The 25,227-nt window shown below is 65.4% G+C and carries 22 protein-coding genes; 20 read left to right on the plus strand and 2 right to left on the minus strand.

Annotated elements, in window-relative coordinates:
* Window positions 1-66 precede the first annotated feature (66 nt).
* The 9 genes from QM588_RS05530 (at window position 67) to QM588_RS05570 (ending at window position 12,849) form a co-directional block, all read left to right on the plus strand.
* Entirely contained in the window at window positions 67-1,332 is a 1,266-nt protein-coding gene (locus QM588_RS05530) for an aspartate aminotransferase family protein (protein WP_032406846.1), read from the plus strand.
* Complete coding sequence (locus QM588_RS05535; RefSeq protein ID WP_442972870.1) at window positions 1,329-4,241, plus strand: FAD-binding and (Fe-S)-binding domain-containing protein; 2,913 nt, start codon at window positions 1,329-1,331, stop codon at window positions 4,239-4,241. Before QM588_RS05530 ends, QM588_RS05535 begins: the two co-directional genes overlap by 4 nt.
* Complete coding sequence (locus tag QM588_RS05540; protein ID WP_283312082.1) at window positions 4,238-5,713, plus strand: NAD-dependent succinate-semialdehyde dehydrogenase; 1,476 nt, start codon at window positions 4,238-4,240, stop codon at window positions 5,711-5,713. Before QM588_RS05535 ends, QM588_RS05540 begins: the two co-directional genes overlap by 4 nt.
* Before the next feature lie 14 nt (window positions 5,714-5,727).
* Window positions 5,728-6,441, plus strand: a complete 714-nt coding sequence (locus QM588_RS05545; protein WP_027497540.1) for a GntR family transcriptional regulator — start codon at window positions 5,728-5,730, stop codon at window positions 6,439-6,441.
* A gap of 221 nt (window positions 6,442-6,662) precedes the next feature.
* Window positions 6,663-7,841, plus strand: coding sequence for a M24 family metallopeptidase (locus QM588_RS05550; protein WP_283312356.1), 1,179 nt, complete (start codon window positions 6,663-6,665; stop codon window positions 7,839-7,841).
* A gap of 3 nt (window positions 7,842-7,844) precedes the next feature.
* Window positions 7,845-9,158, plus strand: coding sequence for an aminotransferase-like domain-containing protein (locus QM588_RS05555; protein WP_283312084.1), 1,314 nt, complete (start codon window positions 7,845-7,847; stop codon window positions 9,156-9,158).
* Window positions 9,155-10,351, plus strand: coding sequence for a M20 family metallopeptidase (locus tag QM588_RS05560; RefSeq protein ID WP_283312085.1), 1,197 nt, complete (start codon window positions 9,155-9,157; stop codon window positions 10,349-10,351). The genes QM588_RS05555 and QM588_RS05560 overlap by 4 nt, the downstream gene beginning before the upstream one ends.
* Before the next feature lie 111 nt (window positions 10,352-10,462).
* Entirely contained in the window at window positions 10,463-11,890 is a 1,428-nt protein-coding gene (locus QM588_RS05565) for an MFS transporter (RefSeq protein ID WP_283312087.1), read from the plus strand.
* A gap of 2 nt (window positions 11,891-11,892) precedes the next feature.
* Window positions 11,893-12,849: a D-2-hydroxyacid dehydrogenase gene (locus tag QM588_RS05570; RefSeq protein WP_283312088.1), complete on the plus strand. Its 957-nt coding sequence runs from the start codon at window positions 11,893-11,895 to the stop codon at window positions 12,847-12,849.
* Between the two features lie 20 nt (window positions 12,850-12,869).
* Here QM588_RS05570 and QM588_RS05575 read toward each other — a convergent pair whose 3' ends face one another.
* Window positions 12,870-13,988, minus strand: coding sequence for an NADH:flavin oxidoreductase/NADH oxidase (locus QM588_RS05575; RefSeq protein ID WP_283312089.1), 1,119 nt, complete (start codon window positions 13,986-13,988; stop codon window positions 12,870-12,872).
* A 114-nt stretch (window positions 13,989-14,102) separates the two neighbouring features.
* On the opposite strand from QM588_RS05575, the gene QM588_RS05580 reads away from it, so the two are divergent.
* The 11 genes from QM588_RS05580 to holA all read left to right on the plus strand — a co-directional run bounded on the left by QM588_RS05580 (window position 14,103) and on the right by holA (window position 24,848).
* The gene (locus QM588_RS05580) at window positions 14,103-15,383 is read left to right on the plus strand and encodes a glutamate-5-semialdehyde dehydrogenase (protein WP_283312090.1); all 1,281 of its coding nucleotides are present in this window, start codon (window positions 14,103-14,105) and stop codon (window positions 15,381-15,383) included.
* Window positions 15,384-15,434: 51 nt separating this feature from the next.
* Window positions 15,435-16,316 (plus strand): AAA family ATPase, encoded by an 882-nt coding sequence (locus tag QM588_RS05585; RefSeq protein ID WP_283312091.1) that lies wholly within the window; start codon window positions 15,435-15,437, stop codon window positions 16,314-16,316.
* A 1-nt stretch (window position 16,317) separates the two neighbouring features.
* Entirely contained in the window at window positions 16,318-17,733 is a 1,416-nt protein-coding gene (locus QM588_RS05590) for a vWA domain-containing protein (RefSeq protein ID WP_283312092.1), read from the plus strand.
* Window positions 17,734-17,840: 107 nt separating this feature from the next.
* Window positions 17,841-18,554: a nicotinate-nucleotide adenylyltransferase gene (gene nadD, locus QM588_RS05595; RefSeq protein WP_442972877.1), complete on the plus strand. Its 714-nt coding sequence runs from the start codon at window positions 17,841-17,843 to the stop codon at window positions 18,552-18,554.
* On the plus strand, window positions 18,551-18,940 hold the full coding sequence (rsfS, locus tag QM588_RS05600) for a ribosome silencing factor (RefSeq protein WP_283312094.1): 390 nt from the start codon (window positions 18,551-18,553) through the stop codon (window positions 18,938-18,940). Before nadD ends, rsfS begins: the two co-directional genes overlap by 4 nt.
* Window positions 18,937-19,590 (plus strand): histidine phosphatase family protein, encoded by a 654-nt coding sequence (locus QM588_RS05605; protein WP_283312095.1) that lies wholly within the window; start codon window positions 18,937-18,939, stop codon window positions 19,588-19,590. Before rsfS ends, QM588_RS05605 begins: the two co-directional genes overlap by 4 nt.
* Entirely contained in the window at window positions 19,577-20,329 is a 753-nt protein-coding gene (gene octT / locus QM588_RS05610) for a diglucosylglycerate octanoyltransferase (RefSeq protein WP_048318610.1), read from the plus strand. Before QM588_RS05605 ends, octT begins: the two co-directional genes overlap by 14 nt.
* Window positions 20,326-21,174, plus strand: coding sequence for a DegV family protein (locus QM588_RS05615; protein ID WP_283312096.1), 849 nt, complete (start codon window positions 20,326-20,328; stop codon window positions 21,172-21,174). The genes octT and QM588_RS05615 overlap by 4 nt, the downstream gene beginning before the upstream one ends.
* A 107-nt stretch (window positions 21,175-21,281) precedes the next feature.
* Window positions 21,282-22,238, plus strand: a complete 957-nt coding sequence (locus tag QM588_RS05620) for a ComEA family DNA-binding protein (RefSeq protein ID WP_283312097.1) — start codon at window positions 21,282-21,284, stop codon at window positions 22,236-22,238.
* A complete protein-coding gene (locus QM588_RS05625) occupies window positions 22,235-23,821 on the plus strand; it encodes a ComEC/Rec2 family competence protein (protein ID WP_283312098.1) in 1,587 nt (528 codons plus the stop codon). Before QM588_RS05620 ends, QM588_RS05625 begins: the two co-directional genes overlap by 4 nt.
* 49 nt (window positions 23,822-23,870) lie before the next feature.
* A complete protein-coding gene (gene holA, locus QM588_RS05630) occupies window positions 23,871-24,848 on the plus strand; it encodes a DNA polymerase III subunit delta (protein ID WP_283312100.1) in 978 nt (325 codons plus the stop codon).
* Between the two features lie 75 nt (window positions 24,849-24,923).
* On the opposite strand, the gene rpsT is transcribed toward holA, so the two are convergent.
* On the minus strand, window positions 24,924-25,184 hold the full coding sequence (gene rpsT, locus QM588_RS05635; protein ID WP_027497522.1) for a 30S ribosomal protein S20: 261 nt from the start codon (window positions 25,182-25,184) through the stop codon (window positions 24,924-24,926).
* Between the last annotated feature and the right edge of the window lie 43 nt (window positions 25,185-25,227).

Here is a 25,227-nt window from a genome sequence, read left to right on the forward strand (position 1 = left end):
GGTCCCGCCCTGAATTCCAATTGCAGATTGTTGACAATCCGGAATCGGTGGGTGACGATGGCGTCCATGACAGCGTCGACTCGCACCCACCTCAGCCCCGCACTCAAGCAGGCGACCCCGATTGTCGTCGACCACGGAAAGGGCAGCTGGATCATCGGGACCGACGGGCGCAAGTACCTCGACTTCACGACCGGGATCGGCGTCACCAGCACCGGTCACTGCCATCCCCGCGTGGTCGAGGCAGCTCGCGAACAGGTGGGCAAGATCATCCACGCCCAGTACACGACCGTCATGCATCAGCCTCTGCTCGCGCTGACGGACAAGCTCGGAGAAGTGTTGCCTGCCGGGTTGGACAGTGTGTTCTACGCGAACTCGGGATCCGAGGCAGTCGAGGCGTCGATCCGATTGGCGCGCATGGCAACCGGTCGACCGAACATCGTTGCATTCCACGGCGGCTTTCACGGGCGAACGGTGGCGGCTGCATCGCTCACCACGGCGGGAACCAAGTTCCGATCGGGATTCTCGCCGATCATGGGTGGGGTGCACATCGCACCGTTTCCGTATGCATTTCGGTACGGATGGGACATGGACACCGCAGTCGCCTTCGCGCTGAAGGAACTCGATTACCTGTTGATGACGATGTCCAGCCCCGCCGATACGGCTGCGTTCATCATCGAGCCCGTGCTGGGCGACGGCGGATACCTCCCCACGCCCCCTGCATTCCTCGAGGGCTTGCGCGAACGCGCCGACACCCACGGCATCGTCCTGATCGTCGACGAGGTGCAGGCCGGAGTCGGACGCACCGGAACGTTCTGGGGCCATCAGCACTCGTCGATCACTCCCGACATCCTCATCACCGCAAAGGGACTCGCCAGCGGGTTCCCGATTTCGGCGATCGCCGCCTCGGCAGAGCTGATGGGGAAGGCATGGCCGGGGTCGCAAGGCGGAACCTACGGCGGCAATGCCGTCGCTGCTGCGGCGGGAGTCGCAACCCTCGACGTCGTGCGCGAGGAAGGGCTGGTCGACAACGCGGCAGCGCAGGGCCGAGTTCTCCTCGACGGCCTTCTCGCGCTGAAGGAACAGCACCCGGCCATCGGTGATGCTCGGGGGCTCGGATTGATGCAGGCGCTCGAATTCGTAGACAGCTCGGGCAATCCCGACGCCGCCGCTGCTCTGCGGGTGCAACAGGGTGCCATCGACGAAGGGCTGCTGTTGCTCACCTGCGGTGCGCTCGGCAACGTGGTTCGCATCATTCCCGCACTGATCGTGAGCGACGACGAGATGACGTACGGACTCGACGCGTTGTCGCGGACATTGAAGAACGTGCTGTGACAGCAGCCCCTGTTCGCTCCGAGGTGCCCGCACTCGTACAGCGAGTGCGAAGACTGGGCATCGACGTCGACGATTCGTCTCGACGGTTGGCCGAATACTCCTACGACGCATCGAACTACCGAGTCCCACCGGCCGCTGTCGTCTTTCCGCGCAGCGCCGACGAAGTGGCTACGGTCGTGTCGCTGTGTGCCGCCGCCGGGGTTGTCGTCATCGGGCGTGGCGGTGGAACGTCGATGGCGGGCAATGCAATCGGCCGCGGAATCGTTCTCGACTTCTCGCGACACATGAACCGGGTGCTCTCGGTCGACACCGAGTCCAGGACTGCCGTCGTCGAGCCCGGAATCGTCATCTCGGAGTTGCAACGTCAGTTGGTGACGCGGACCGACGGTGCATTCACCTTCGCGCCCGATCCGTCCAGCAAGACCCGCGCGACGGTGGGCGGGGCCGTCGGCAACGACGCGTGCGGTAACCACTCCGTGCGGTACGGACGCACCGCCGACCACACGGTGGCCATGGATGTGGTGACCGCCGATGGATACCTGCTCCGAGTCACGCGCACCGGTGTGCAGGCGCTGCGAACCCAGGACTCGGCGGCTGTCGCTGCAGCCGAACGTATCTCGAACGAGCTGCGCTCGCTGGTGTCCGACAACCTGGCCCTCCTGCGGGTCGAGTTGGGTCGCATCCCGCGTCAGGTATCGGGATTCCACCTCTCGCATCTGTTGCCGGAGAACGGTTTCGACGTTGCCCGCGCACTCGTCGGAAGCGAAGGTGCCTGCGCGGTGATCGTGTCGGTGACCGTCGCCGTCGTGCCCGTACCCCCAGCCGCACTGCTGCTGTGTCTCGGATACGACGACGTGGTGGCCGCCGCGGCGGACGTGACGACCATTCTCGAGTTCTCACCCGCCGCCGTCGAAGGAATCGACGACAACATCGCCGGCACGATGGAGTATCGCCGCGGACCGGACTCGGTACGAGGGCTCCCTGCAGGCAATGCCTGGTTGTACGTCGACCTCGACGGGGCCGATGCGACAGAGGTGCAGGACAAGGCATCTCGGTTGCTCGAGGCGCTCGGTCGGCTCGGGCGCGTCAAGGAGGGTCGTATCGTGACCGATGCGGCCGATCGCGCAGCGTTGTGGCGGGTGCGCGAGGACGGTGCCGGTTTGGCGACGCGCCTGGCGAGTGGAGTCGAGTCCTGGGGCGGTTGGGAAGACGCCGCCGTGGCACCGAAAAACTTGTCGGCGTATCTCGCGGACCTGAATTCGCTACTGGCCGAGCACGACTTGACCGGAGTGATGTACGGACACTTCGGTGCCGGCTGCATGCACGTACGGATCACCTTCGACCAACGCACCGACGCCGGACGACGAGTGATGTACGACTTCCTGCGCGCTGCCGCGCGCGTCGTCGTCAAGCACGGCGGCAGTCTTTCGGGCGAGCACGGTGACGGCCGCGCGCGCTCGGAGTTGTTGCCGGTCATGTATTCCCCTCGCATGCTCGACGCCTTCTCCCGGTTCAAGCGCATCTGGGACCCCGCGGGAATCCTGAACCCAGGATCCATCACCGACCCCGAACCCCTGATGAACAACCTGATGCTTCAGGGCATCCCGGCCCGGGAGTGGAAGACCAGCTTCGATTTGCACCAGATAGGGTCGCGACCCGATCTGGACCCGTTCGTCCATGCCACCCAATCCTGCGTGGGCGTGGGTAAATGTAGAACGACCACCGGTGGCGTCATGTGTCCGAGCTACCGTGCGACGGGTGACGAGAAGGATTCGACGCGAGGCCGGGCGCGGGTGCTGCAGGAGATGGTGCGCAGTTCTCCGACGGTGGCCGACGGGTGGGCCTCGAAGGACGTTGCGGAGTCGCTCGATCTCTGCCTGTCGTGCAAGGCCTGCTCCTCGGACTGTCCGGTCGGTGTCGACATGGCCACGTACAAATCGGAGTTCCTCGACCATCACTACGCGAGGCGGCTGCGGCCGCTCTCGCACTACTCGCTCGGGTGGTTGCCTCGATGGCTCGCGGTGACGAAGCGAACGGCACCGCTGCTCAATCGTCTGCTGACAACCCGGGTGTCGGCAGTGGCGGCACGTCTGGGTGGGCTGACGACCGAACGCGCATTGCCCCGGTTCGCGTCGTCGAGGGAACTGGCCGATGCCGTCCGAATCGACGGTGGCCGCGACGCCGATGTCGTGCTCGTCGTCGACACGTTCACGCAGGGATTTCGCCCCGAGGTCGCGGGTGCGGCGCAACGCGTTCTCGAAGATTCCGGACGCACCACCGAATGCCGAACGGATGTGTGCTGCGGTTTGACGTGGATTTCGACCGGTCAGCTGAAGTCCGCTCGCAAGCAGCTGACGAAAGCCGTTGCGGCGCTGGACGACGGTACCGACAGACCGATCGTCGTGACCGAACCGAGCTGCGCGGCCGCGTTCCGCAAGGACATGCCCGAACTGGTCCCCACAGACGCGGCGAGGAGGGTCGCGGCGCGCGTCCAGAGCTTCGCCGGAGCGGTGATAGATCAAGCAAGCGCGGGCTGGCAGCCCTCGGGCGACATGCCCGCTGCGGTCACGGTGCAGACTCACTGCCACGAGTACGCCGTCTTCGGCGATGCAACGCAGCGCCGAGCCCTCGCGGCGGTGGGCATCGAGTCGGTACGTGAGGCCACCGGATGTTGTGGTGTAGCAGGCAATTTCGGTTTCGAGAGTCGGCATTACGAGCTCAGCATGGATGTCGCCGAGCAGGCTCTCGCGCCCGCGTTGCGGGCCACCGAACCCGACACTCCTGTGCTGACCGACGGATTCAGCTGTCACATGCAGGTGCGCCAGCTCACCGGTGATTCGGGCGACGATGCATCCGTACACCTGGCACAGATACTCGATCCACGTTCGACGAAAGGACCGCGGCCATGACCGCCAGCTCGACCACCAGCCTCACGCGTCCGCACATCACCTCTCCCACAGACTGTTTCATCGGTGGTGAGTGGGCGCCGTCGGTATCGGACACCCGATTCGATGTCGTGGACCCGGCCACGGGCGAGGTCATCGCCACGGTTGCGGACGGCGGTATCGCCGATGCCGAGAAAGCGCTTGCTGCAGCCGTCGACTCCGCGGCGGAATGGGCGGCCACGGCACCACGAGTGCGAAGCGACATACTGCGGACGGCATACGAGATGATCATGGCCCGCTCGGAGGAGCTCGCTGCGATCATCACCGCCGAGATGGGTAAACCGCTCGCCGACGCGCGCGGCGAGGTGGCGTACGGGGCGGAGTTCTTTCGCTGGTTCTCGGAGGAAGCGGTACGCATCTCGGGTGATCACACCCTGACCGGAGACGGGAAGAACCGCATCGTGGTCACCCGTGCGCCGGTCGGGCCCTGCATTCTCGTCACGCCGTGGAACTTCCCGCTGGCCATGGGAACTCGCAAGATCGGGCCTGCTCTTGCGGCAGGCTGCACCGTCGTGTTCAAGCCTGCCGAGCAGACGCCGCTGACTGCACTTGCGCTGGTGCAGATTCTCCACGAGGCGGGGGTGCCTGCGGGCGTCGTCAACATCGTGCCGACCACCGATGCGTCGGGTGTCGTGGGGTCGTGGATGAGCAGCGGCGCTGCCCGCAAGATCAGCTTCACCGGATCCACGGCAGTGGGCAAGATTCTGCTCGAACAAGCGGCGGAGACGGTGATGCGGACGTCGATGGAGCTGGGCGGGAATGCACCCTTCGTCGTCATGGACGATGCAGACCTCGACCGCGCCGTCGACGGGGCCATGGTCGCCAAGATGCGCAACATGGGTGAGGCATGTACCGCTGCGAACCGGTTCTTCGTCCACCGCAGTGTGGCACAACGATTTTCGGATGCTCTGGCCGACCGAATGGGCGCGCTGAGGGTGGGCGCGGGTGCTTCTCACGGAACCGAGGTGGGGCCGCTGATCGACGACGCAGGTCGCGGCAAGGTACAGGCGCTGGTCGACGATGCTCTCGCGCGCGGTGCCCGCGCCATTGTCGGAGGTGCGGCTCCGGACGGGCCGGGCTACTTCTACCCACCGACCGTCCTGACCGATGTCGATACCGAATCGGATCTGATGTCGCAGGAAATATTCGGACCGGTGGCCGCCATCGTTCCCTTCGACACCGAGGACGAGGTCGTCGCGCTGGCCAACGACACCGAGTGGGGACTGGTCGGATACGTGTTCACCCAGGACATCGACCGGGCACTGCGAATGGGGGAGCGCCTCGAGGTGGGCATGGTGGGGCTCAACACCGGGCTGGTGTCGAATCCGGCAGCTCCGTTCGGTGGTGTCAAACAATCGGGACTCGGCCGCGAGGGCGGGAAGGTCGGAATAGACGAGTTTCTGGAGTACAAATACTTCGCGATTCCCCGCAGCTGAGGAAGGTTCTGATCATGCCCGGTTCGAGACGCCTGACACCGATCGACGCACGCAACACGTCGATGGTGATCGCGGATCAGATTCGCGATCGCATCATCGACGGGTCCTACGCGCCCGGAGAACAGATCAACGAGGCGAATGTCGCTGCGGAGCTGGAGATTTCACGTGGCCCCGTGCGAGAGGCGTTGCAGCGTCTGAATCAGGAGGGACTGCTCGTCAGCTACCGCAACCGCGGTGTGTTCGTCGTCGAGCTCAGCAGCGGCGACGTCGCCGAGATCTACCAGTCGCGCGCAGCGATCGAGGTCGGTGCGGCATGGACTCTGGTACATGGAGATCGTGCGCAGCTGATCAAGACCGCTGACGAACTCTCGGCCATCGTGATGCAGATGCAGCCGTTCATCGATCGGGCGGATTGGCGTGGCCTCGCCGAACGCGACCTTGCCTTTCACACTGCACTGGTAGCGGCCACGAGAAACAGCCGGATGTCGCGTATGTACGCCACGCTGGCGGCCGAGGCACGCATCTGCATGGCAAATCTCGAAACTGCCTACTACCGTCCCGAGGCCCTGGTCGAGGAACATCAGCTGATCGTCGATCTGCTGCTGGGATCGGATTGGGATGCGCTCGAGAAGGGCGTCCACGAACACATGGACACCGCCGTGCACGATCTGACGCGAGCCATGGTCGACGAACAGGCCGAGCAATCCGTACTCGCAACACCCGGGTAGAGCCTTCGGGCGCAACACAGCTTTAACACGGCAGCCCTTGCTCGCCGCCGGCACCAGCGGATAGCCTGATTGTCAACAATCTACTAAAAGACCTCCCGAAGGGGGTGCCCGTGAACGCCTCATCCGACGATGCCTACGTCACCGCAATCGGACCCGCACAGACTCCAGGACGGGCTGCTCCCGGCCTGGCTCGCTACCCGGACGTACCGAACAGCACGCCCATCACGTTCACCGACGAGGAATATGCCGACCGGCTCGCAGCCGTCCGTCAGCGCATGGCGTCGCAGAACCTGACTGCGCTGATCGTCACCGACCCCGCGAATCTCTACTATCTGCTGGGCTACAACGCACTCTCGTTCTACACCCCGCAAATGCTGTACGTGCCGCTGGACGGCGAGCTGTACTTCTTCGCTCGCGAGATGGATGCCAACGGTGCGTTCCGTACGTCGTGGTTGCCGCAGGACCACACCTTCGGATACCCGGAGACGTTCGTTCAGCGCAGAGACACCCACCCCTTCGTCTGGGTAGCCGCCAAGCTACGAGAGTTGGGGCTGGTGAACAACTTCGAGCACGGTCAAGTGGGACTGGAGATGGACTCGTACTACTTCAGCCCCAAGGCCTTCGAAGCGCTCGTCAAATCGCTACCCGAGTACCGGTTCACCGACTCGTACGAGTTGGTCAATTGGATCCGCGTGGTCAAGTCGCCGGCCGAGATCGCGTTGATGCGCGGTGCGGCGACGGTGTGCGAGGCCGCGATGTCGGCTGCGCACCAAGCGATTTCGGTGGGGGAGCGGCAGTGTGATGCCGCTGCCGCCATTATGAACGCACAGGTCCGCGGCACTGCCGACTTCGGCGGCGATCACCCTGCCATCGTGCCCATGCTGCCGACCGGAGCAGGTGCGGACACTCCGCACCTGACGTGGTCGGATCAACGGTTCGTCCGCGGCGAGACCACCGTCGTCGAGCTGGCCGGCGTGTTCCGGCGGTACCACGTTCCGATGGCTCGGACAATCGTGCTGGGCAAGCCGAGTCCGCGTCTGAAATATCTGGCGGAATCCACCGGTGAAGCGCTGAACGAGGTACTGGCAACGGTCCGCCCCGGGGTCACCGCAACCGAGCTGGCCCAGGTATGGAACGCCAGCCTGGCCAAGCACGGCCTCCACAAGCCGTCGCGCATCGGCTACTCGATCGGCGTTGCGTACGCCCCCGACTGGGGCGAGCGCACGGTGAGCCTACGCACCGACGACGAGACCGTCCTGGCCGAGAACATGACCTTCCACATCATCGGCGGCATGTGGATGGACGACTATGGATACGAGGTGTCCGAAGCAATCCGAGTCACAGACACCGGCGTCGAAACCTTCACCACATACCCCCGAGAACTACTGACGAAGGAGTGAGACATGACCACCTCCACCGCAGGCTCCACTCCTGACCAAAAGGGTCGTTCCGCAGGCTCCACTCCTGCAATTTCGGGTCGTTCCGCAGGCTCCACTCCTGCCATTCCCTGGGCCCTGCGCACCGACCAACTGGTGGGATCGGTGATCGACTCGTCTACATCGCTTCTCGCCGCCCAGAAACACGACATCGTCAGGTTCGCGATGGGATCTCCTGCAGCCGAGACGGTTCCGGCTGCGGCGTTCACCGAGATCGCCGGCAGTGTGCTCACAGCGGATGCTTTCGATTACGGTGCCACCGAGGGTGATCCGGGTCTGCTCGACGCGTTGTTGGCGTATCTCGAGTCCGTCGGCGAACCCACGTCCGAGGATCGGGTCGTCATCACCTCGGGCGGCATGCAGGGTCTCGACATCGCCTGCAAGCTGTTCGTCGATCCCGGTGATCTGGTCATCGTCGAAAGTCCCACGTACACCAACGGAACTGCCACCGTGCTGAGCTACGGCGGCGACATTCTCGAGGCACCGATGGACAGTGACGGTCTGATCGTCGAGGCGTTACCCGAACTCGTCGAGCGAGCCGGGCGTCTACCGAAGATGATCTACGTGATTCCGAACTTTCAGAATCCGTCCGGGGTCACGCTGTCACTCGAGCGTCGACTGTTGTTGATCGAGTTGGCACACCGATGGGGCTCGGTGATTCTCGACGACGATCCGTATGGCCTGCTGCGTTTCTCGGGGGACCCGATCCCGAGTTTCGGGGCTCTGAGTCCGGACGATCCGCTGATCTTCTCGGTGCGGACCTTCTCGAAGATGATCGCTCCCGGTCTGCGCGTGGGGTGGGTGGACGCGGCCCCCGAAGCGCGTCGGTTGATCGTCAACGCCAAGCAGGCGATGGACACCTGTACGAATCTTCCGGCACAGAGGATGGTGGCCGAATACATCCGGCGCGGGCTGCTCGAGGAGCACCTGAGGTCGCTGGCTGCGGTGTACCTACCGCGAAAGATCGCGATGCAGAACAGCATTGCGACACACTTCGGTGACGCGATGTCCACCACGGATCCCGACGGGGGCTTCTTCCTGTGGGCGACATTGCGTGGAAACGACCACGATTTCTCGACGCAGGATCTGTTCGAAACCGCACTGGCCGAGGGTGTTGCCTACATTCCAGGACCGGCGTTGTCGGTGGGCGGCAAGTTTCACGATTCGCTACGGCTGTGCTTCGCGTCGTCGACACCCGAACGCATCGAGGAAGGCATCAGGCGGTTGGCCGTCGCGGTGGACAAATCGAAGCATCTGCTCGCCTCCGACCCCACGCGATGACCGTCCCGAGTACCCAGGAGTCTCTGCTCGACACCATCGACGAGAACGAGATCGTCTCTCTCACAGCCGCGTTGATCGAGGCGGGCGGTGAAAATCCCGGCGACACCGAAGAAAAGTGCGCGAACATACTCGCGGAGCGATGTCGCGCACTGGGGTTCGACGTTCGCACGGTCGAGGTCGCTCCCGGCAGACCGAACGTGATCGCCTCGATCGGACCCGATGACGCCCCCGGGGTCCTGTTCGTCGGCCACTCCGACGTCGTTCCGGCGGGCACCGGCTGGACGACGGATCCGTTCACCGCGGTCGTGCGAGAGGGGCGCATGGTCGGGCGGGGAGCATGCGACATGAAGGGTGGAGTGGCCGCAGTGGTGGCCGCTATGGATGCGGTGAACCGTGCCGGTCTTGCAGATCGCTTCCCGATGACGTTGGCGTGTCTGGTGGACGAGGAAGACACGGGCTTGGGTATTCGAGCATTCGTGGCCGACCCGGGACCCCGTCGTTTCCAGTGTTGCGTGGTGGCCGAGCCGACGGACCTGGTGACCATCGTCGGTTGCCGAGGAGCCGCGAATATCGAGATCGACGTGCGCGGGCGTTCGGCTCATGCAGGTCGGCCGCGTAACGGTGCCAATGCGATATCCGCTGCCGCCCGCATCGTTGCCGTCATCGAGGACTGGCAGGTCGAATTGAACGAGAATCCACACGCCGAGCTCGGGCCCGCTACCTGGAACGTGGGAACCGTGACGGGAGGCACCGGTACGTCGATGGTTGCCGACCGGTGCGTGCTCACGGTCGACCGACGGTTGCTACCCGATGAGAGCGCTGCAGAGGTGGTGGACGACCTCCGAACGCGGATCGACGCGGCAGGCATCATCGGTTCGGGAATCGAGGTACATCTCGAGGTGTCGATGGAAATGCCGGGCTTTCTGACTGCTGCCGACGATGGATTGGTCACCACTGCAATGCAATCGGTTCGCGACATCGGATCTGCCGGTTTCACTGACATCTGGACGGCTTCGTGCGATGGTGGTTTCGTGGCACAGCAGATGGGTATCCGCACCGTCGTGCTCGGTCCCGGGGAGATCGAAATCCAGGCGCACCGGCCGGACGAATCCGTCGCCGTGCAGCAATTGACCGACAGCGCAAAGGCGTACGCATTGATCGCCACCAGAATTGCTGCGCCACCTGGTCTTTAGTTTTCCAAGAGGGGGTTGTTCGAGACGTGCGTCCGGCGTCGACGTAAAGTCGGACGCTGCGAAGTACCAAACCGACGCTCCACGTTGTCTTAAAGCGAGAGGTATTGGACCGTGACCGAAACTTCAGGGTCGGCAGCTTCGCCGACCGGATATCCGCCGAGTACCGACACACTCAGCGCGAACGAAACCAAAATTCTCCATCGCGCGATCGGCGGGTCCGCACTGGGCAACGCCGTGGAGTGGTTCGACTACGCGGTGTACGGCTATCTCGCCGTCTACATTGCCGCCAACTTCTTCCCGTCCGAGGACGGGGGAGCGAGCCTGCTCTCCACATTCGCGGTGCTGGCCGCGTCGTTCATCATTCGCCCGATCGGCGGCATCGTGCTCGGCCCACTCGGCGACCGCATCGGTCGTCAGAAGGTCCTCGTCCTGACCGTCTCGATGATGACGCTGGCCACGGCGGCGATCGGTGTGCTGCCGACATTCGACACCATCGGCATCGCAGCACCGTTGCTGCTGCTTGTTTGCCGATTGGTACAGGGCTTCTCCACCGGTGGTGAGTACGGCGGCGCAGCAGTGTTCATGGCCGAGTACGCGCCCGACAAGCGCCGCGGATTCTTCGGGTCGTTCCTCGAATTCGGAACCCTCGCAGGCACGGTGGGCGGTGCCACCCTGTGCACCCTGCTCAACGTCGGTCTCGGCGACGAGACCATGGAGGCCTGGGGCTGGCGCATCCCGTTCCTGGTGACGCTCCCGTTGGGCATCGTTGCGCTGTGGCTGCGGACTCGGCTCGAGGATTCTCCGGTGTTCGCCGAGGCGAAAGAAGACGGCGGCACGGTCGAAGAAGGTGCAGGCGGAGCCGTCACCTCACTCAAGGCCACCATGACGTACTGGCAGCGGATCCTGATCCTGATGGGATTCGTGCTGCTACTCAACATCGCTTATTACACGGTGCTGACATTCCTGCCCTCGTACCTCAGCGACACATTGGGGCACAGCACGACTCAGTCCAACTTCACTCTCGTGGCCATCATGATCATCATGATGTTGATCATCAACCCCATCGGCGCTCTGTCCGACCGGGTGGGTCGAAAGCCGTTGCTGCTGGTCGCCTGCGTCGGGTACTTCGTGTTCAGCGTTCCGTTGTTCCTGTTGATCATCAACACCGGACTGATCGGTCAGAGCATCGGCCTGCTCGGTCTCGGCGTGTTGCTGGTGATCATGTGCTCCTGCGTGTCGTCGACACTGCCCGCACTGTTCCCCACTCAGGTGCGCTACGGAGCGTTCGCGATCGGATACAACGTCTCGACGGCGCTCTTCGGCGGTACGGCACCGCTGATTCTGACGTTCCTGATCGACCGAACGGGTTCCAACCTGATCCCGGGCTGGTACATGATGATCGCAGCTGCCATCGCGTTCGTGCCGATCCTGCTGATGCCCGAAACCGCGGGCCGGTCGTTGCGCGGCACCCAGTGCCCCGGTGACAACGACGACGAGGTCGCTGCGTCCGGCGTCGAGCTCGTCGGCTACAAGAAGTAGAAGTGGCACCGACTCTCGTCGTTCTGCATGCCGGCGACCTTCCCGACGGACTCGAGTCCGTCGAGGAGGTCGCCGTCGTCAGATATGCCACGGCGGACACGCTGGCGGATGCGGTCGACGGTGCCGACGCGTTGCTGCTGTGGGATTTCTTCTCGCCTGCAGTCCGATCCGCCTGGCCGCGGTGCGATTCGTTGAAGTGGATCCACATCGCCGCTGCCGGCGTGGACTCGTTGATGTTCGACGAGTTGGTCGAATCCGATGTGGTCGTGACCAATTCGCGTGGCGTCTTCGATCGCCCGATCGCAGAGTTCGTGCTGGCTCAGATCCTCGCGTTCGCCAAGGATTCCGAACGCTCACGTGCACTGCAGCATTCGAAGATATGGCAACACCGCGAGACGGAACGTATCGACGGCGCGCACGCGATGATCGTGGGCACCGGAGCGATCGGTCGTGCCATTGCAAGTCTGCTGAGTGCGGTGGGGATGTCGGTCTCGGGCGTGGGTCGAACTGCACGAGAAGGCGATCGAGACTTCGGCACCGTGTACGCCAGTGATGATCTGGCGGTCCAGGTAGCGCGGGTCGACTATCTGGTTCTGGTTGCTCCTTTGACCGAACAGACGAGGGGTCTGGTCGACGCTTCGGTGTTGGCCGCGATGAAGCCCGGCGCGCGGGTGATCAACGTGGGCCGCGGCGAGCTACTCGACACCGATGCACTGCTCACGCATCTCGCTTCCGGACACCTCGCCGGGGCTGCGCTCGACGTCTTCGAGACCGAGCCGCTCCCGACAGATCATCCGCTGTGGGCGGCCGAGAACGTGGTCATCACGCCGCACATGAGCGGCGACGCGTCGGGGTGGAAGAGTCGTCTCGCCGACGTCTTCGTCGACAACGCGCAGCGATACTTCCGCGGCGAACAGCTGCACAATGTCGTCGACAAGAGGCTCGGGTTCGTGGTGTGACCGGTCTTGTGATGTGACTGTCAGTAGGCCCGCTCGTACTGCGGTGCCACGGCCGGAGCCATCTCCACACCGAGTTCGCGGGCAGCGCGCCGTGGCCAGTACGGATCACGCAGTAGCTCGCGCGCCAGCAGCACGGCCGTCGCCTCGCCCAGAGAGACGATGTCCTCCGCCTGCTTGGGCTCGGTGATCATGCCGACCGCAGCGGCGGGCATCGTGGTCTCGTTCTGGATACGCCGTGCGAACGGCACCTGGTAGCCGGGTTCGACGGGAATCTCGGCGCGTACGTTCCCGCCGGTGGACGTATCGACGAGGTCCACGCCGTGCTCGGTGAGTATCTGCGCCAGCGCGACAGTCTGATCAGAGGTCCAACTCGGAGCTTCCAAGTCGGCTGCAGCATCGGACTTCTCGGGCTCGTCGAGCCAGTCCGTCGCCGACAGACGGACGAACACCGGAAGCTCGGCAGGCCACACCTCACGGACCGCGTCGACCACCTCGATCAGCAGGCGGGTCCGTCCCGCGAAGTCGCCGCCGTAGGCGTCGGTGCGGGTGTTGCTGGCAGGCGAGAGGAATTGGTGCAGGAGGTATCCGTGTGCGCCGTGTATCTCGGCCACCTGGAACCCGGCCTTCAGTGCGCGCTGCGCAGCGTTACGAAAATCGTCGACGATCTTCGCGATGTCGTCGGCCGTCGCCTCCCGTGGTGTCGCGTAACGACCGAACGGTACGGCGCTCGGGCCCACGGTCTCCCAGCTCCGGGGATCCTCGGCGGGCAGCGATGTGCCACCGCGCCAGGGAGCCGCAGTCGAGCCCTTGCGGCCCGCGTGTGCCAACTGGATGCCCGGGACGGTACCGAACGACGAGATCTCGGTGACGATCTCGGCCAGTGCATCGGCCTGTGTGTCGTTCCAGATGCCCAGGTCCGACGGGCTGATTCGGCCCTCGGGGCTGACCGCTGTGGCCTCGGTGATGATCAGGCCGGCTCCGCCGATCGCGCGGCTCACCAAATGGGTGCGATGCCAGGCGCCCGCGACGCCGACGTTCTCGCCCGTCTCGTCGGCCGAGTACTGGCACATCGGTGCCATCCATACCCGGTTGGGGAAGGTGAGATCGCGCAATGTCAGGGGCTCGAACAGGGCACTCACAGGTGGTTCCTCCGGTCTGTCGGTCTCGACGTCGGTGACGTCGGCGATGTCCACGCTGTGCTGCAACGACGTGGAGATGCAGCTTCATTCCCAGGCCCTATTAGGGTGTAGCGCATGACTGCTTCCGTCTCGGCCGCATCGGTGCCGTCCACCGCCGACGAGCGCGAGAACGTGCACTCGGCCGCTCGCCGGGCCCGCGTCGCCTCACGTGCACTGGCGTTGCTGACCACTGCGGAGAAGGATTCGTTGCTGCACGCCGCGGCCGACGCCGTGCTGGCCTCGGCGGAGCCGGTGCTCGCGGCGAACGCCGCCGACATCGAGATCGCCCGGGCTGCGGGCACGGACGAGGGGCTGCTCGATCGGTTGCGGTTGACGGCATCGCGCATCGACGGCATTGCCGCCGGGCTGCGGCAGGTGGCGGGTCTACCCGATCCGATCGGCGAGGTCATCCGCGGATCGACGCTCCCCAACGGGCTCGAGATCAGGCAGATGCGGGTTCCGCTGGGCGTGGTGGGGATGGTCTACGAGGCGCGCCCCAACGTGACCGTCGACGCGTTCGGTCTGGCGTTCAAATCCGGCAACGCAGTGCTGCTGCGGGGGTCCTCGTCCGCGGCGCAGTCGAACGCAGCCCTGGTCGAGGCGCTGCAGGGTGCGCTCACGAGCCACGGGCTGCCGGAATCGGCGGTACAACTGCTCGGTAGTGCGGATCGATCGACGGTCACCCACCTCATTCAGGCCCGCGGTCTGGTCGATGTCGTGATCCCGCGTGGGGGAGCGGGTCTGATCGCCGCGGTCGTGCGTGATGCCACCGTTCCCACCATCGAGACCGGGGTGGGTAACTGCCACGTCTATCTGCATTCCTCCGCCGATGCCGAGACGGCCGAGAAGATCGTGCTCAACGCCAAGACCCGCCGGGTGAGCGTGTGCAACGCTGCCGAGACGGTGCTGGTCGATGCCGCGATCGCCGAAACCATGGTGCCGAGGTTGTTGCAGGCGTTCCAGATGCACAGTGTCACCGTGCACGGTGATCTACCGGGGTTGGTTCCCGCAGGCGACGACGATTGGTCGCAGGAATACCTCTCGCTCGACATCGCACTGAAGGTGGTGGACGGCATCGACGAGGCAATCGACCACATCGACCGATACGGCACCGGCCACACCGAGGCGATCGTCGCGTCGGACATCGGTGCTGCGCGCGAATTCACCCGACGAGTCGACGCGGCTGCCGTGATGGTCAACGCCTCCACCGCGTTCACCGACGGCGAGCAGTTCGGCTTCGGTGCCGAGATCGGCATCTCCACCCAGAAGCTGCACGCCCGCGGCCCCATGGGCCTGCCCGAGCTGACCTCGACCAAATGGACGGTGTGGGGCGACGGGCACGTCAGACCCGTCTGACCGGCCTGTAGCCACTCGACCCGCCAGACCCGATCTTCCAGGAGTTGTGACGTGGACCGTGCCCTACCGACGACACCACCGTTGTTCGCGAGCGTGAACGATGTTCAGGCCCGTCTGGCCGAGACGGGGTATCTGGCCGACAAGGCCACGGCCACATCGGTCTTTCTCGCCGATCGCCTCGGCAAGCCGCTGCTGATCGAAGGTCCCGCCGGAGTCGGCAAGACCGAATTGGCGCGGGCGGTCGCGCAGTCGACCGGAGCCGAACTGGTGCGACTGCAGTGCTACGAGGGCGTCGACGAGGCGCGGGCACTGTACGAGTGGAACCACGCCAAACAGATCCTCCGTATCCAATCCGGCTCCGGTACCGACTGGGACTCGACGAAGCTCGACGTGTTCTCCGAGGAGTTTCTGCTGGCACGGCCGCTGCTGCAGGCCATTCGCCGAACCGAGCCGACCGTGCTCCTGATCGACGAGACCGACAAGGCAGACGTCGAGATCGAGGGCCTGCTGCTCGAGGTGCTCAGCGACTTCGCGATCACCATTCCCGAGCTGGGCACGATCACGGCGGAGCGCACCCCGTTCGTCGTGTTGACCTCCAACGCCACGCGCGAACTGTCGGAAGCTCTCAAGCGCCGCTGCCTGTTCCTGCACCTCGACTTCCCCGACGCGGACCTCGAGCGTCGAATCCTGGCCAGCCGGGTTCCCGAACTGCCCGAGGCGATCGCGGAGCAGATGATCAAGACCGTCCGCGTGCTCCGAGGGATGCAGCTCAAGAAGTTGCCGTCGGTGGCCGAGACGATCGACTGGGGCCGCACACTTCTGGCCCTCGGCATGGACACTCTCGACGACGACGCGGTCCGGACGACGCTGGGAGTGGTGCTCAAGCATCAGTCCGATCAGGTGCGCGCCGCCGCCGAACTGCGGCTGAACTGACATGCTCGCCCCGCACGGAATTCCCGGGCATCTCGTCGGCTTCGTCGAGGCGTTACGCAAGCGTGGGATCTCGGTGGGGCCGTCGGAGACCGTCGATGCCGGACGAGTCCTGTCGGTGTTGGATCTGTTGGACAGAGAAGCGGTCCGCGAGGGGCTGGCCTGCGCGCTGCTGAGGCGTCCGACGCACCGCGGGGTGTTCGACGCGTTGTTCGACCTGTGGTTTCCGGTGGCGTCGGGTACCAGGGATTCGGGGCAGATCGACACCGCGCTGCCTCGCACCGAGACGGGCGAGGTCGACATCGATGCGTTGCGTGAACTGATCGTCGAACTGCTCTCGGACGACTCGGCGGAGGCGGCCGAACTGACCCAGATGCTGGCGGCCCAGATGGTCGAAGAGCTCGGTCAGTACAAGTCCTCGAACGGGCCGTCGTTCTCGGCCTATCAGGCGTTGCGTGATGTCGCTCCCGACACGCTGCTCCGCAAGATCCTCGACGGCCTGCTGGGCCGAAGTGACGATACGCCGGATCGGCCCACCGACGACTACGAGTCCGAGGTGGCCAAACGGACTGCAGCGCAACGCATTGCCGACCTACGCAAGATGGTCGAGAGCGAGACGAGGCGACGGTCGGCCGAGAAACTGGGCCGCGACCGGGTAGCGAGCTACGGTGTGCCGAAACTGGCGGAGGAAGTCGATTTCCTGCGTGCCTCGGACGCGGAGATGGTTGCATTGCGGCGTAACGTCGCACCGCTGGCGCGGTTGCTGGCCTCGCGACTTGCGGTGCGCCGCAGTCGAAGCAGGCACGGCTCCATCGATCTGCGACGCACCCTGCGCAAATCCATGTCGACCGGCGGTATTCCCATCGACCTGGTGGAGCGTAAGCCGCGTCGGGCCCGGCCGGAACTGGTTGTGCTGTGCGATGTCTCGGGGTCGGTGGCCGGATTCAGCAACTTCACCCTGCTGCTGGTGCATGCTCTTCGTGAACAGTTCTCCCGAGTGCGAATCTTCGCATTCGTCGATTCCACCGACGAGGTGACTCGGTTCTTCGATTCCGGGGCCGACCTCGGGGCCGCCATGAGCCGGATCGTGCGTGAAGCGGACCTGGTGACCTACGACGGCCATTCCGATTACGGGCATGCCCTGACGACGTTCGACGAGAAGTACGCGCAGGTCGTCACCAGCCGCAGTTCGGTTCTGGTTCTGGGTGATGCCCGGACGAACTATCGCGAACCGAAGCTGCCGGCGTTGGCCCGAATCGTTTCGGTGGCCAAGCACGCGTACTGGCTCAACCCCGAGCCCAAATCCCAGTGGGGATCCGGTGATTCGGCGGCCAAGGTGTATGCGGACGTGATTGCGATGCACGAGTGTCGATCGGCCCAGCAGCTCGCGACGGTGGTCTCACGACTGTTGCCGGTATGAGGCGTGTAACCGGTGTCGCTGCCACGGACGTAGAATCGTCGGTTGTGCAGCACGAATCCGGCCCCGGTGAGGACACGAACACCACGCCGACTCTCCGGTTGGGGGTCATGGGCGGCACTTTCGACCCCATTCACCACGGCCACCTCGTGGCTGCCAGCGAGGTGGCGGCAACGTTCGGTCTGGACGAGGTCATCTTCGTCCCCACCGGGACTCCGTGGCAGAAGGAGGGGCGGTCGGTCAGCCCGGCCGAGGACCGCTACTTGATGACGGTCATCGCCACGGCGTCGAATCCTCGGTTCTCGGTGAGTCGGGTCGACGTCGACCGAGAGAAGTCGACCTACACCGTCGACACCCTGAGGGATCTTCGATCGCAGCACCCCGATGCAGAGTTGTACTTCATCACCGGTGCCGACGCGCTCGAGTCCATCCTGACGTGGCAGAACTGGGAGGAGCTCTTCGAGCTCGCGAAGTTCGTCGGAGTGACGCGGCCGGGGTTCGAGCTCGGCGTCGATCATCTGGCCAACCATCTGCGATCGTTGCCCGCGGACACTCTCACATTGATGGAAATCCCGGCACTCGCGATATCGTCGACGGACTGCCGACGCCGCGCCGGTGAGAATCGGCCGGTCTGGTACCTCGTGCCGGACGGCGTCGTGCAATACATCTCGAAGAGGAATCTCTATCGACCACGAGGCGCGCAGCGCCTCGACGGATCCGTCACCATGTCGGAACCGGCGCCACAGAAGAAGCAACCGGCCGGGTCGGTCACCAGCGCAGTGACCGCAAACCCGAGCCATACGAGTGGGAGTACACCGAAGTGACTGCAACAGCCGAAGCCGCCGAAATGGCGCGTATCGCCGCGCTCGCAGCCGACGACAAACTGGCCAGCGACGTGGTGATCCTGGACGTCTCCGACCAGCTCTACATCACCGATTGCTTCGTGATCGCCTCCGCGCCCAACGAGCGTCAGGTCAACTCCATCGTGGAGAACATCGAGGACCAGCTTCGTGAGGCCGGACACAAGCCGGTCCGTCGCGAGGGCACCAGAGAGGGCCGCTGGGCTCTGCTGGACTACGCCGACATCGTGGTGCACGTCCAGCACAACGAGGAGCGCAACTTTTACGCGCTCGAGCGGCTGTGGAAGGACTGCCCGACGATCGAGGTTCCGGGCCTCGGTCAGCATCCGGCAGCGGAACCGGAGCAATGATCCGACGGCTCATCCTGCTCCGCCACGGTCAGACGGACTACAACGCCACCGACCGCATGCAGGGCCAGCTCGATACCGATCTGTCCGAACTGGGCCGCAGTCAGGCGAAGACGGCTGCCGCCGAACTGGCCGTCCGCGCGCCCATCCGCATCGTCTCGTCCGATCTCAAGCGCGCTCTCGACACCGCGGAAGCTCTCGGAGACGCGGCAGGAGTCCCGGTGTCGACGGACGAGCGGCTGCGGGAGACCCATCTCGGCGACTGGCAGGGACTCACCCACACCGAGGTGGACGACATCGCCCCCGGTGCGCGTCCGGCATGGCGTGCCGACGCAACCGTCGCCCCGCCCGGTGGGGAAAGCCGAATCGACGTCGCCAATCGCAGCGTGCCGCTGGTGCGGGAGCTCCTCGGCGGCGTCCCCGAGTGGGGTGCCGATGGCGACCAGCGGCCACTGGTGCTCGTGGCGCACGGAGGGTTGATCGCTGCCCTGACCGCAGCGTTGCTCGCACTGCCGACCGATCGGTGGCCGGTGCTCGGCGGCCTCGCCAACACCAGCTGGGTGCAGCTCGGTGCGCACGGCCCCGGCGAGAACCCGTCCTGGCGGCTCGACGTCTGGAACGCCTCGGCGCGGGTGGCCAGTGACGTCCTCTGAGGAGGCCGCCGCGCGCCCCGTGCTGCTCGTGCTGGCGGACTCGCTGAGCTATTACGGACCCGAGGGCGGGCTGCCGGTCGACGATCCTCGACTGTGGCCCAATATCGTTGCTGCAGAGCTGGATTGGGATGTCGAGCTGGTAGCCCGCATCGGCTGGACGAGCCGCGATGCGTGGTGGGCTCTGACCCAGGATCCGCGAGTGTGGGCGGTGATACCGCGGGCCGGTGCCGTCGTACTCGGAATCGGCGGCATGGACTCGTTGCCGTCGCCGCTACCGACCGCGTTGCGTGAGCAGATCCGCTACATCCGTCCGCCCGCACTTCGGCGGGTCGTTCGCGCGGGTTATCAAGCGGTGCAGCCGGTTCTGTCACATCTGGGTTGGCCGGTGGCGCTTCCGCCGCGACTGAGTGTCGACTACCTCGAGCAGACCCGCGCCGCATTGGCCTACGTGCGGCCGGAATTGCCCGTCGTCGGTACCTATCCGTCGGTGCATCGGTGCGACGCCTATGGGCGGGTGCATTCGGGGCGCGAGCCCGCGGTACGAGCCCTGCGTGCCTGGAGCGACGAAAATAGTGTTCCCATGGTCGATCTCGCGGAGGCAGTTCGTCCGAACATCGAGTCCGAGAACGCCAACCCCGACGGAATCCACTGGGGTTGGGACGCACACGTGGCTGTGGCCGACGCAATGCTGACGGTGTTGCGACCGGTGGCAGCGGCGGCAGCGATCCGGCACCCATGACCGTCGCCGTCGTCACCGACTCGTCGTCCTGCCTGCCCGCGTCCGTAGCCGCCGAGTGCGGTATCAGGGTGGCACCGCTGCATGTGTTGGTGGACGGCGTCGACCATCGTGAGGGTATCGACGAGATTCCCGAACAATCGACCGACGGAAAGCCGGTGACGACCGCGGGGGCGTCTCCGGGCGAGCTGACCGAGGTCTATGCCGCAGCTCTCGAACGCAGTCGCGGGGCGGGCGTCGTCGCACTACACATCTCCCGGGGCCTGTCGAGCACCTGGGAGGCTGCGCGGCAGGCCGCCGAGCAGATCGGATCGTTGGTGAAGGTGGTCGATTCCGGTTCTGCCGGAATGGGATTGGGCTACCCGGCGCTGGCAGCAGCGTATGCCGCAGCGGGTGGAGCCGGACTCGACGAGGTCTACGACGACGCTGTTCGCAGGTCTGCGTCGTCGAGATGTTTCATCGTCGTCGATCGATTGGATCACCTGCGCCGCGGCGGTCGTATCGGCACTGCCGCAGCCCTGCTCGGTACGGCCCTGGCGATGAAGCCGGTGTTGCACATCAGCGATGGTGCGCTGGTGTTGCGCGAGAAGACGCGAACCTCCTCGAAGGCACTGAGCAAGCTGGTGGACGCGGCAGCTGCCGCGGCAGCCGACATCGGTACGGATTCCGGGGTTGTCGTGGCGGTGCATCATATGCAGTGCGCCGAGCGAGCCGAGGACGTCTCTGGCATGCTAATGGCGCGTATCCCGAACCTGACCAGCGTCGACGTGCTGCCGTTCGGTGCGGTGCTCGGTGCACACGTCGGTCCCGGTGCCGTCGGCGTAGTCGTCGCTCCTGATCATCGGTAGGGCGTATCGAGCCGCGTCATCCACAGACTCTCGGTTGTGCACAGGGCAGTTCGCGACCACTGTTCGCCCCGGTCAGGTCCGTCGGGAGGGCGCTAGCGTCCTGAGACATGGGCGGCGACGACGATCGGGCACACACGGTGGCACGATTGAATTCCGTGCGGAGACAGAGTGATTCCGCGCGCACCGAGCCGCGCCGAGTCGACGAATTCGATGACCCCCAGGGCGAGCCGCCGATCGGGCAACCACAGGACGGCGTCGTGCATCCCGATCCGGAGTGGCTGCTTCCTGCCGCGCAGCGTCCCGAATCACCATGGTCGTCGTTGTTACCGCAGCCGTGGCGATTCGCGCGGGTGGATCCCGGCCGACCCGGTGTGAAGGCGTTGGCGGCGGCGGGTGTGTTCGTGGTCCTCGTCGCCGGCTTCGCGGTGTTTCGAGATGCGCCGACGCCTGCGCCCGCACCACCACTGGCGGTGGTCTCCACCGACGCCGCCGATGTCCGCGCGCCGGACTCGGCGTTGTCCGAATCCGGATCGTCGAGCCGGCCGCCGGACAGAACGGCCGGCACGGCACCGGTCGCGGAAACAGAACTTGTCGTCAGTGTCGTCGGACTCGTCGCGCATCCCGGTCTCGTTCGGCTGCAACCGGGCTCGCGCATCGCCGACGCTTTGGCCGCAGCGGGAGGGGCTGTGGAGGGTGCCGATCTGTTGGCGCTGAACATGGCAGCTCGGGTGTCGGACGGCGATCAGATCGTCGTGGGGTTGGTCCCGGCTCCGGCGGCCCCTCCGGTCAGCGGCACCACGTCGGGTCAGGGCGCAGGGCCCGACAGTGGTGCCGGTTCGACGACGGACCAGGCGGGCCCTGCCGCCGGCGGGGCAGTGGACCTCAATACGGCCACGGTCGCAGAATTGGATGCGCTGCCCGGTGTGGGACCGGTGACGGCAACGTCGATCGTGAGCTGGCGAGACACGAACGGCCGCTTCGTATCGGTCGATCAGCTCGCCGAGGTCGACGGTATCGGCCCGGGCCGGCTCACCAAGATTCGCGACCTGGTCCGAGTCTCGTGACCGGGGTGCCGTCGTCGACGGGCTCCGAGGAACCAGTTCCTTTCGACATCCGCCTGATTCCGGCGGCAGCGGCGTCCTGGTCGATCACTGCGACCGGTATTCTCGCCGGTTCGAGCGCGGCGGTGAAGGCCACGGTGGTGACGTGCGCGATCGTGGTGCTGGGAGCCGTTGTGCTGCAGAGGATCTCGAAGGGTCGAGCGGACACCGCGAGACACGTGTGGTCCGGGGCGGCCGCGGTGATCGTCGTGGCGTTGTGTTTCGGCGGTGCGATCTGGCTCCAGATGCGCTCGGTGGCGGAGCATCCAGTGGCTGCGGCCGCGCAGAATCGGGCATGGATCACGGCAGTGGTCGATCTCGAAGAAGATCCGCGGCGTCTGCCCGCGCCCGGGCCTCCGATGGTGATGTTGCAGGCGGAGATGACCCGCGTCGATGTCGGTGGCGAGGCGCTCTACGTCGGCGGCCGGGTATCGATCGTGGCGCCGGAGTCGCCGTGGTCGACACTGCTTCCGGGGCAACAGATCACGGTTCGGGGCCGGCTCGGGGTGCCCATGAGGTCCGATATGACCGTGGCCGTCATCCGAACGACCGGCCCGCCGGTGGCAGTACGTGAGCCCGGACCGGTCTCGTCGGCGGCGGGCTCGTTTCGCTCGAATCTGGCCGACGTGGCGCAGAATTCGCTGCCGTCGGATCGGGCAGGTCTACTGCCGGGCCTCGTGGTGGGCGATGTCTCGCGACTGGACGAGCAGATCGTCGAGAACTTCCGAGCCGCGGGTCTGACGCATCTGACGGCGGTGTCGGGTGCGAACTTCTCGATCCTGATCGGTGCCGTGCTGTTGGTGTTGCGCGCCATTGGGATCGGGCCTCGCGCGACCGTCGCGATCGCCTTCCTCGTACTGATCGCATTCGTCGTCGTGGCCCGACCGTCCCCGAGCGTGCTGCGCGCCGCGGTGATGGGGTCGATCGGTTTGCTGGCCTTGGTCACCGGCAGACGTAAGCAAGCGGTCCCGGCCTTGTGCGGCGCGGTGGTGGCACTACTCGGGTGGTGGCCGCGGCTGGCGGTCGATGTCGGATTCGTGTTGTCGGTGTTCGCCACCGCGGGGCTGGTGCTGGTGGCACCGATCTGGGTGGACTGGCTGCGGGCCCGGGGATGGCCCCGCGCAGTTGCGGAGGTGGTGGCGGTCGCCGCGGCGGCGCACGTGGTGACGGCTCCCGTCGTCGCGGCAATGGCGGGAACGTTCAGCGTGGTGGGTGTGGTTGCGAACGTACTGGTCTCGCCGGTGGTCGCTCCCATCACCGTGGTGGGCATCGTGACTGCGGTGTTGGCTGTGGTCAGTACCTCGCTCGCCGACATGACGGTGCAACTGGCATCGGCACCGTTGTGGTGGTTGATCACGGTGGCCGAGCGTGCCGCGTCGGTGCCGGCAGCATCGATCGTCGTTCCGGAGGGTGTCCGAGGAATCGCGGCGGCGACCGTCGGCACAGTCGTGCTCCTGGGCGCACTGCGATGGGCGTTGTTCCGCTGGGTGTCGGCCATGCTCGCGATCGCCCTTCTCGCGCTGTGGACCGCCCACGTCGTGTGGTGAGTGACGGGTCGAGCGGATGTCCGCGGTGTCGACGGCGCATGGCACGATCATGGTCGTGACTTCGAGTGTGGCTCCTCTGCATCTGGTACTCGGCGACGAGGAACTTCTGATGGATCGTGCGGTGGCCGCGATCGTCACGCAGGTGCGTGCGAATGCGGCGATCCCGGGGGAGGACCTGCCGGTCACCCGGCTGCGTACCGGTGACGCAAGTGCTCCCGAGCTCGCCGAACTGCTGAGCCCGTCGCTGTTCGCCGAGGATCGGGTCGTCGTACTCGAGGCGGCGGCCGAGGCGGGTAAGGATGCAGTCGCTCTGGTGCTCGATGCGGCTACCGACCCACCCGAGGGTGCCGTCGTGGTGGTCATGCATTCCGGCGGTGGCCGGGCCAAAGCGATGGTCGGTGCCCTGCAGAAATGCGGGGCTCAGGTCCATGAATGCGTCAAGCTCACCAAACCGGCCGAGCGGATCGATTTCGTTCGAGGCGAGTTTCGCGCGGCGGATGTCCGCGTCAGCGGCGAGGTGATCGAGGCTGTCGTCGAGTCCGTGGGCAACGAACTGCGTGAACTGGCATCGGCGTGTTCGCAGTTGGTCTCCGATACCGGAGGCAAAGTCGACCTTGGCGCCGTGCGCCGGTACTACTCGGGCAAGGCAGAGGTGTCAGGATTCGACGTTGCAGACAAGGCCGTGATCGGTGATCGAGCCGGCGCTCTCGAGGCGTTGCGGTGGGCGATGCACCGGGGAGTGGCGCACGTTCTGCTCGCGGATGCGCTTGCCGACGCCGTGCGCACCATCGCGCTCGTCGGCTCTGCCGGTCGCGGTGACCCGTTCCGCATGGCAGGCGAACTGGGAATGCCGCCGTGGAAGATCAAGAAGGCCCAGGGCCAAGCGCGCGGGTGGAACGGCCGTTCGATAGCGCAGGCCCTGCGCGTAGTGGCGCAACTGAACGCCGACGTCAAAGGTCAAGCAGCGGACGCGGACTACGCGGTGGAGCGAGCTGTCGCCGAGGTCGCCTCGTTGGGTGACCGCTAGCGGGGTGCCCCGCGCACGACAAAGCCCGCTGCGTCCTCGTCGGATGCAGCGGGCTCGGTCGAGCTCAGTACGAGATCAGAGCTTGTTGACTGCGAGAGCCAGTGCCGACTTCTTGTTGGCGGCCTGGTTCTTGTGGATGACGCCCTTGCTGGCAGCCTTATCGAGCTTGCGGCCGGCATCGAGGAGAATCTCGGAAGCCTTGTCCTTGTCGCCCGCAGCCTGTGCCTCGCGGAACGAGCGGATGACGGTGCGAAGGGAGGACTTCACCGACTGGTTGCGCAGGCGTGCACGCTCGTTGGTGAGAATCCGCTTCTTCTGGGACTTGATATTGGCCACGCGTAAAATCCTTCTCGTCTTCGTCGGTATTCCGGTCAGGGCG

This window comes from Rhodococcus sp. IEGM 1354 (assembly GCF_030056855.1).
Classification (GTDB): domain Bacteria; phylum Actinomycetota; class Actinomycetes; order Mycobacteriales; family Mycobacteriaceae; genus Rhodococcoides.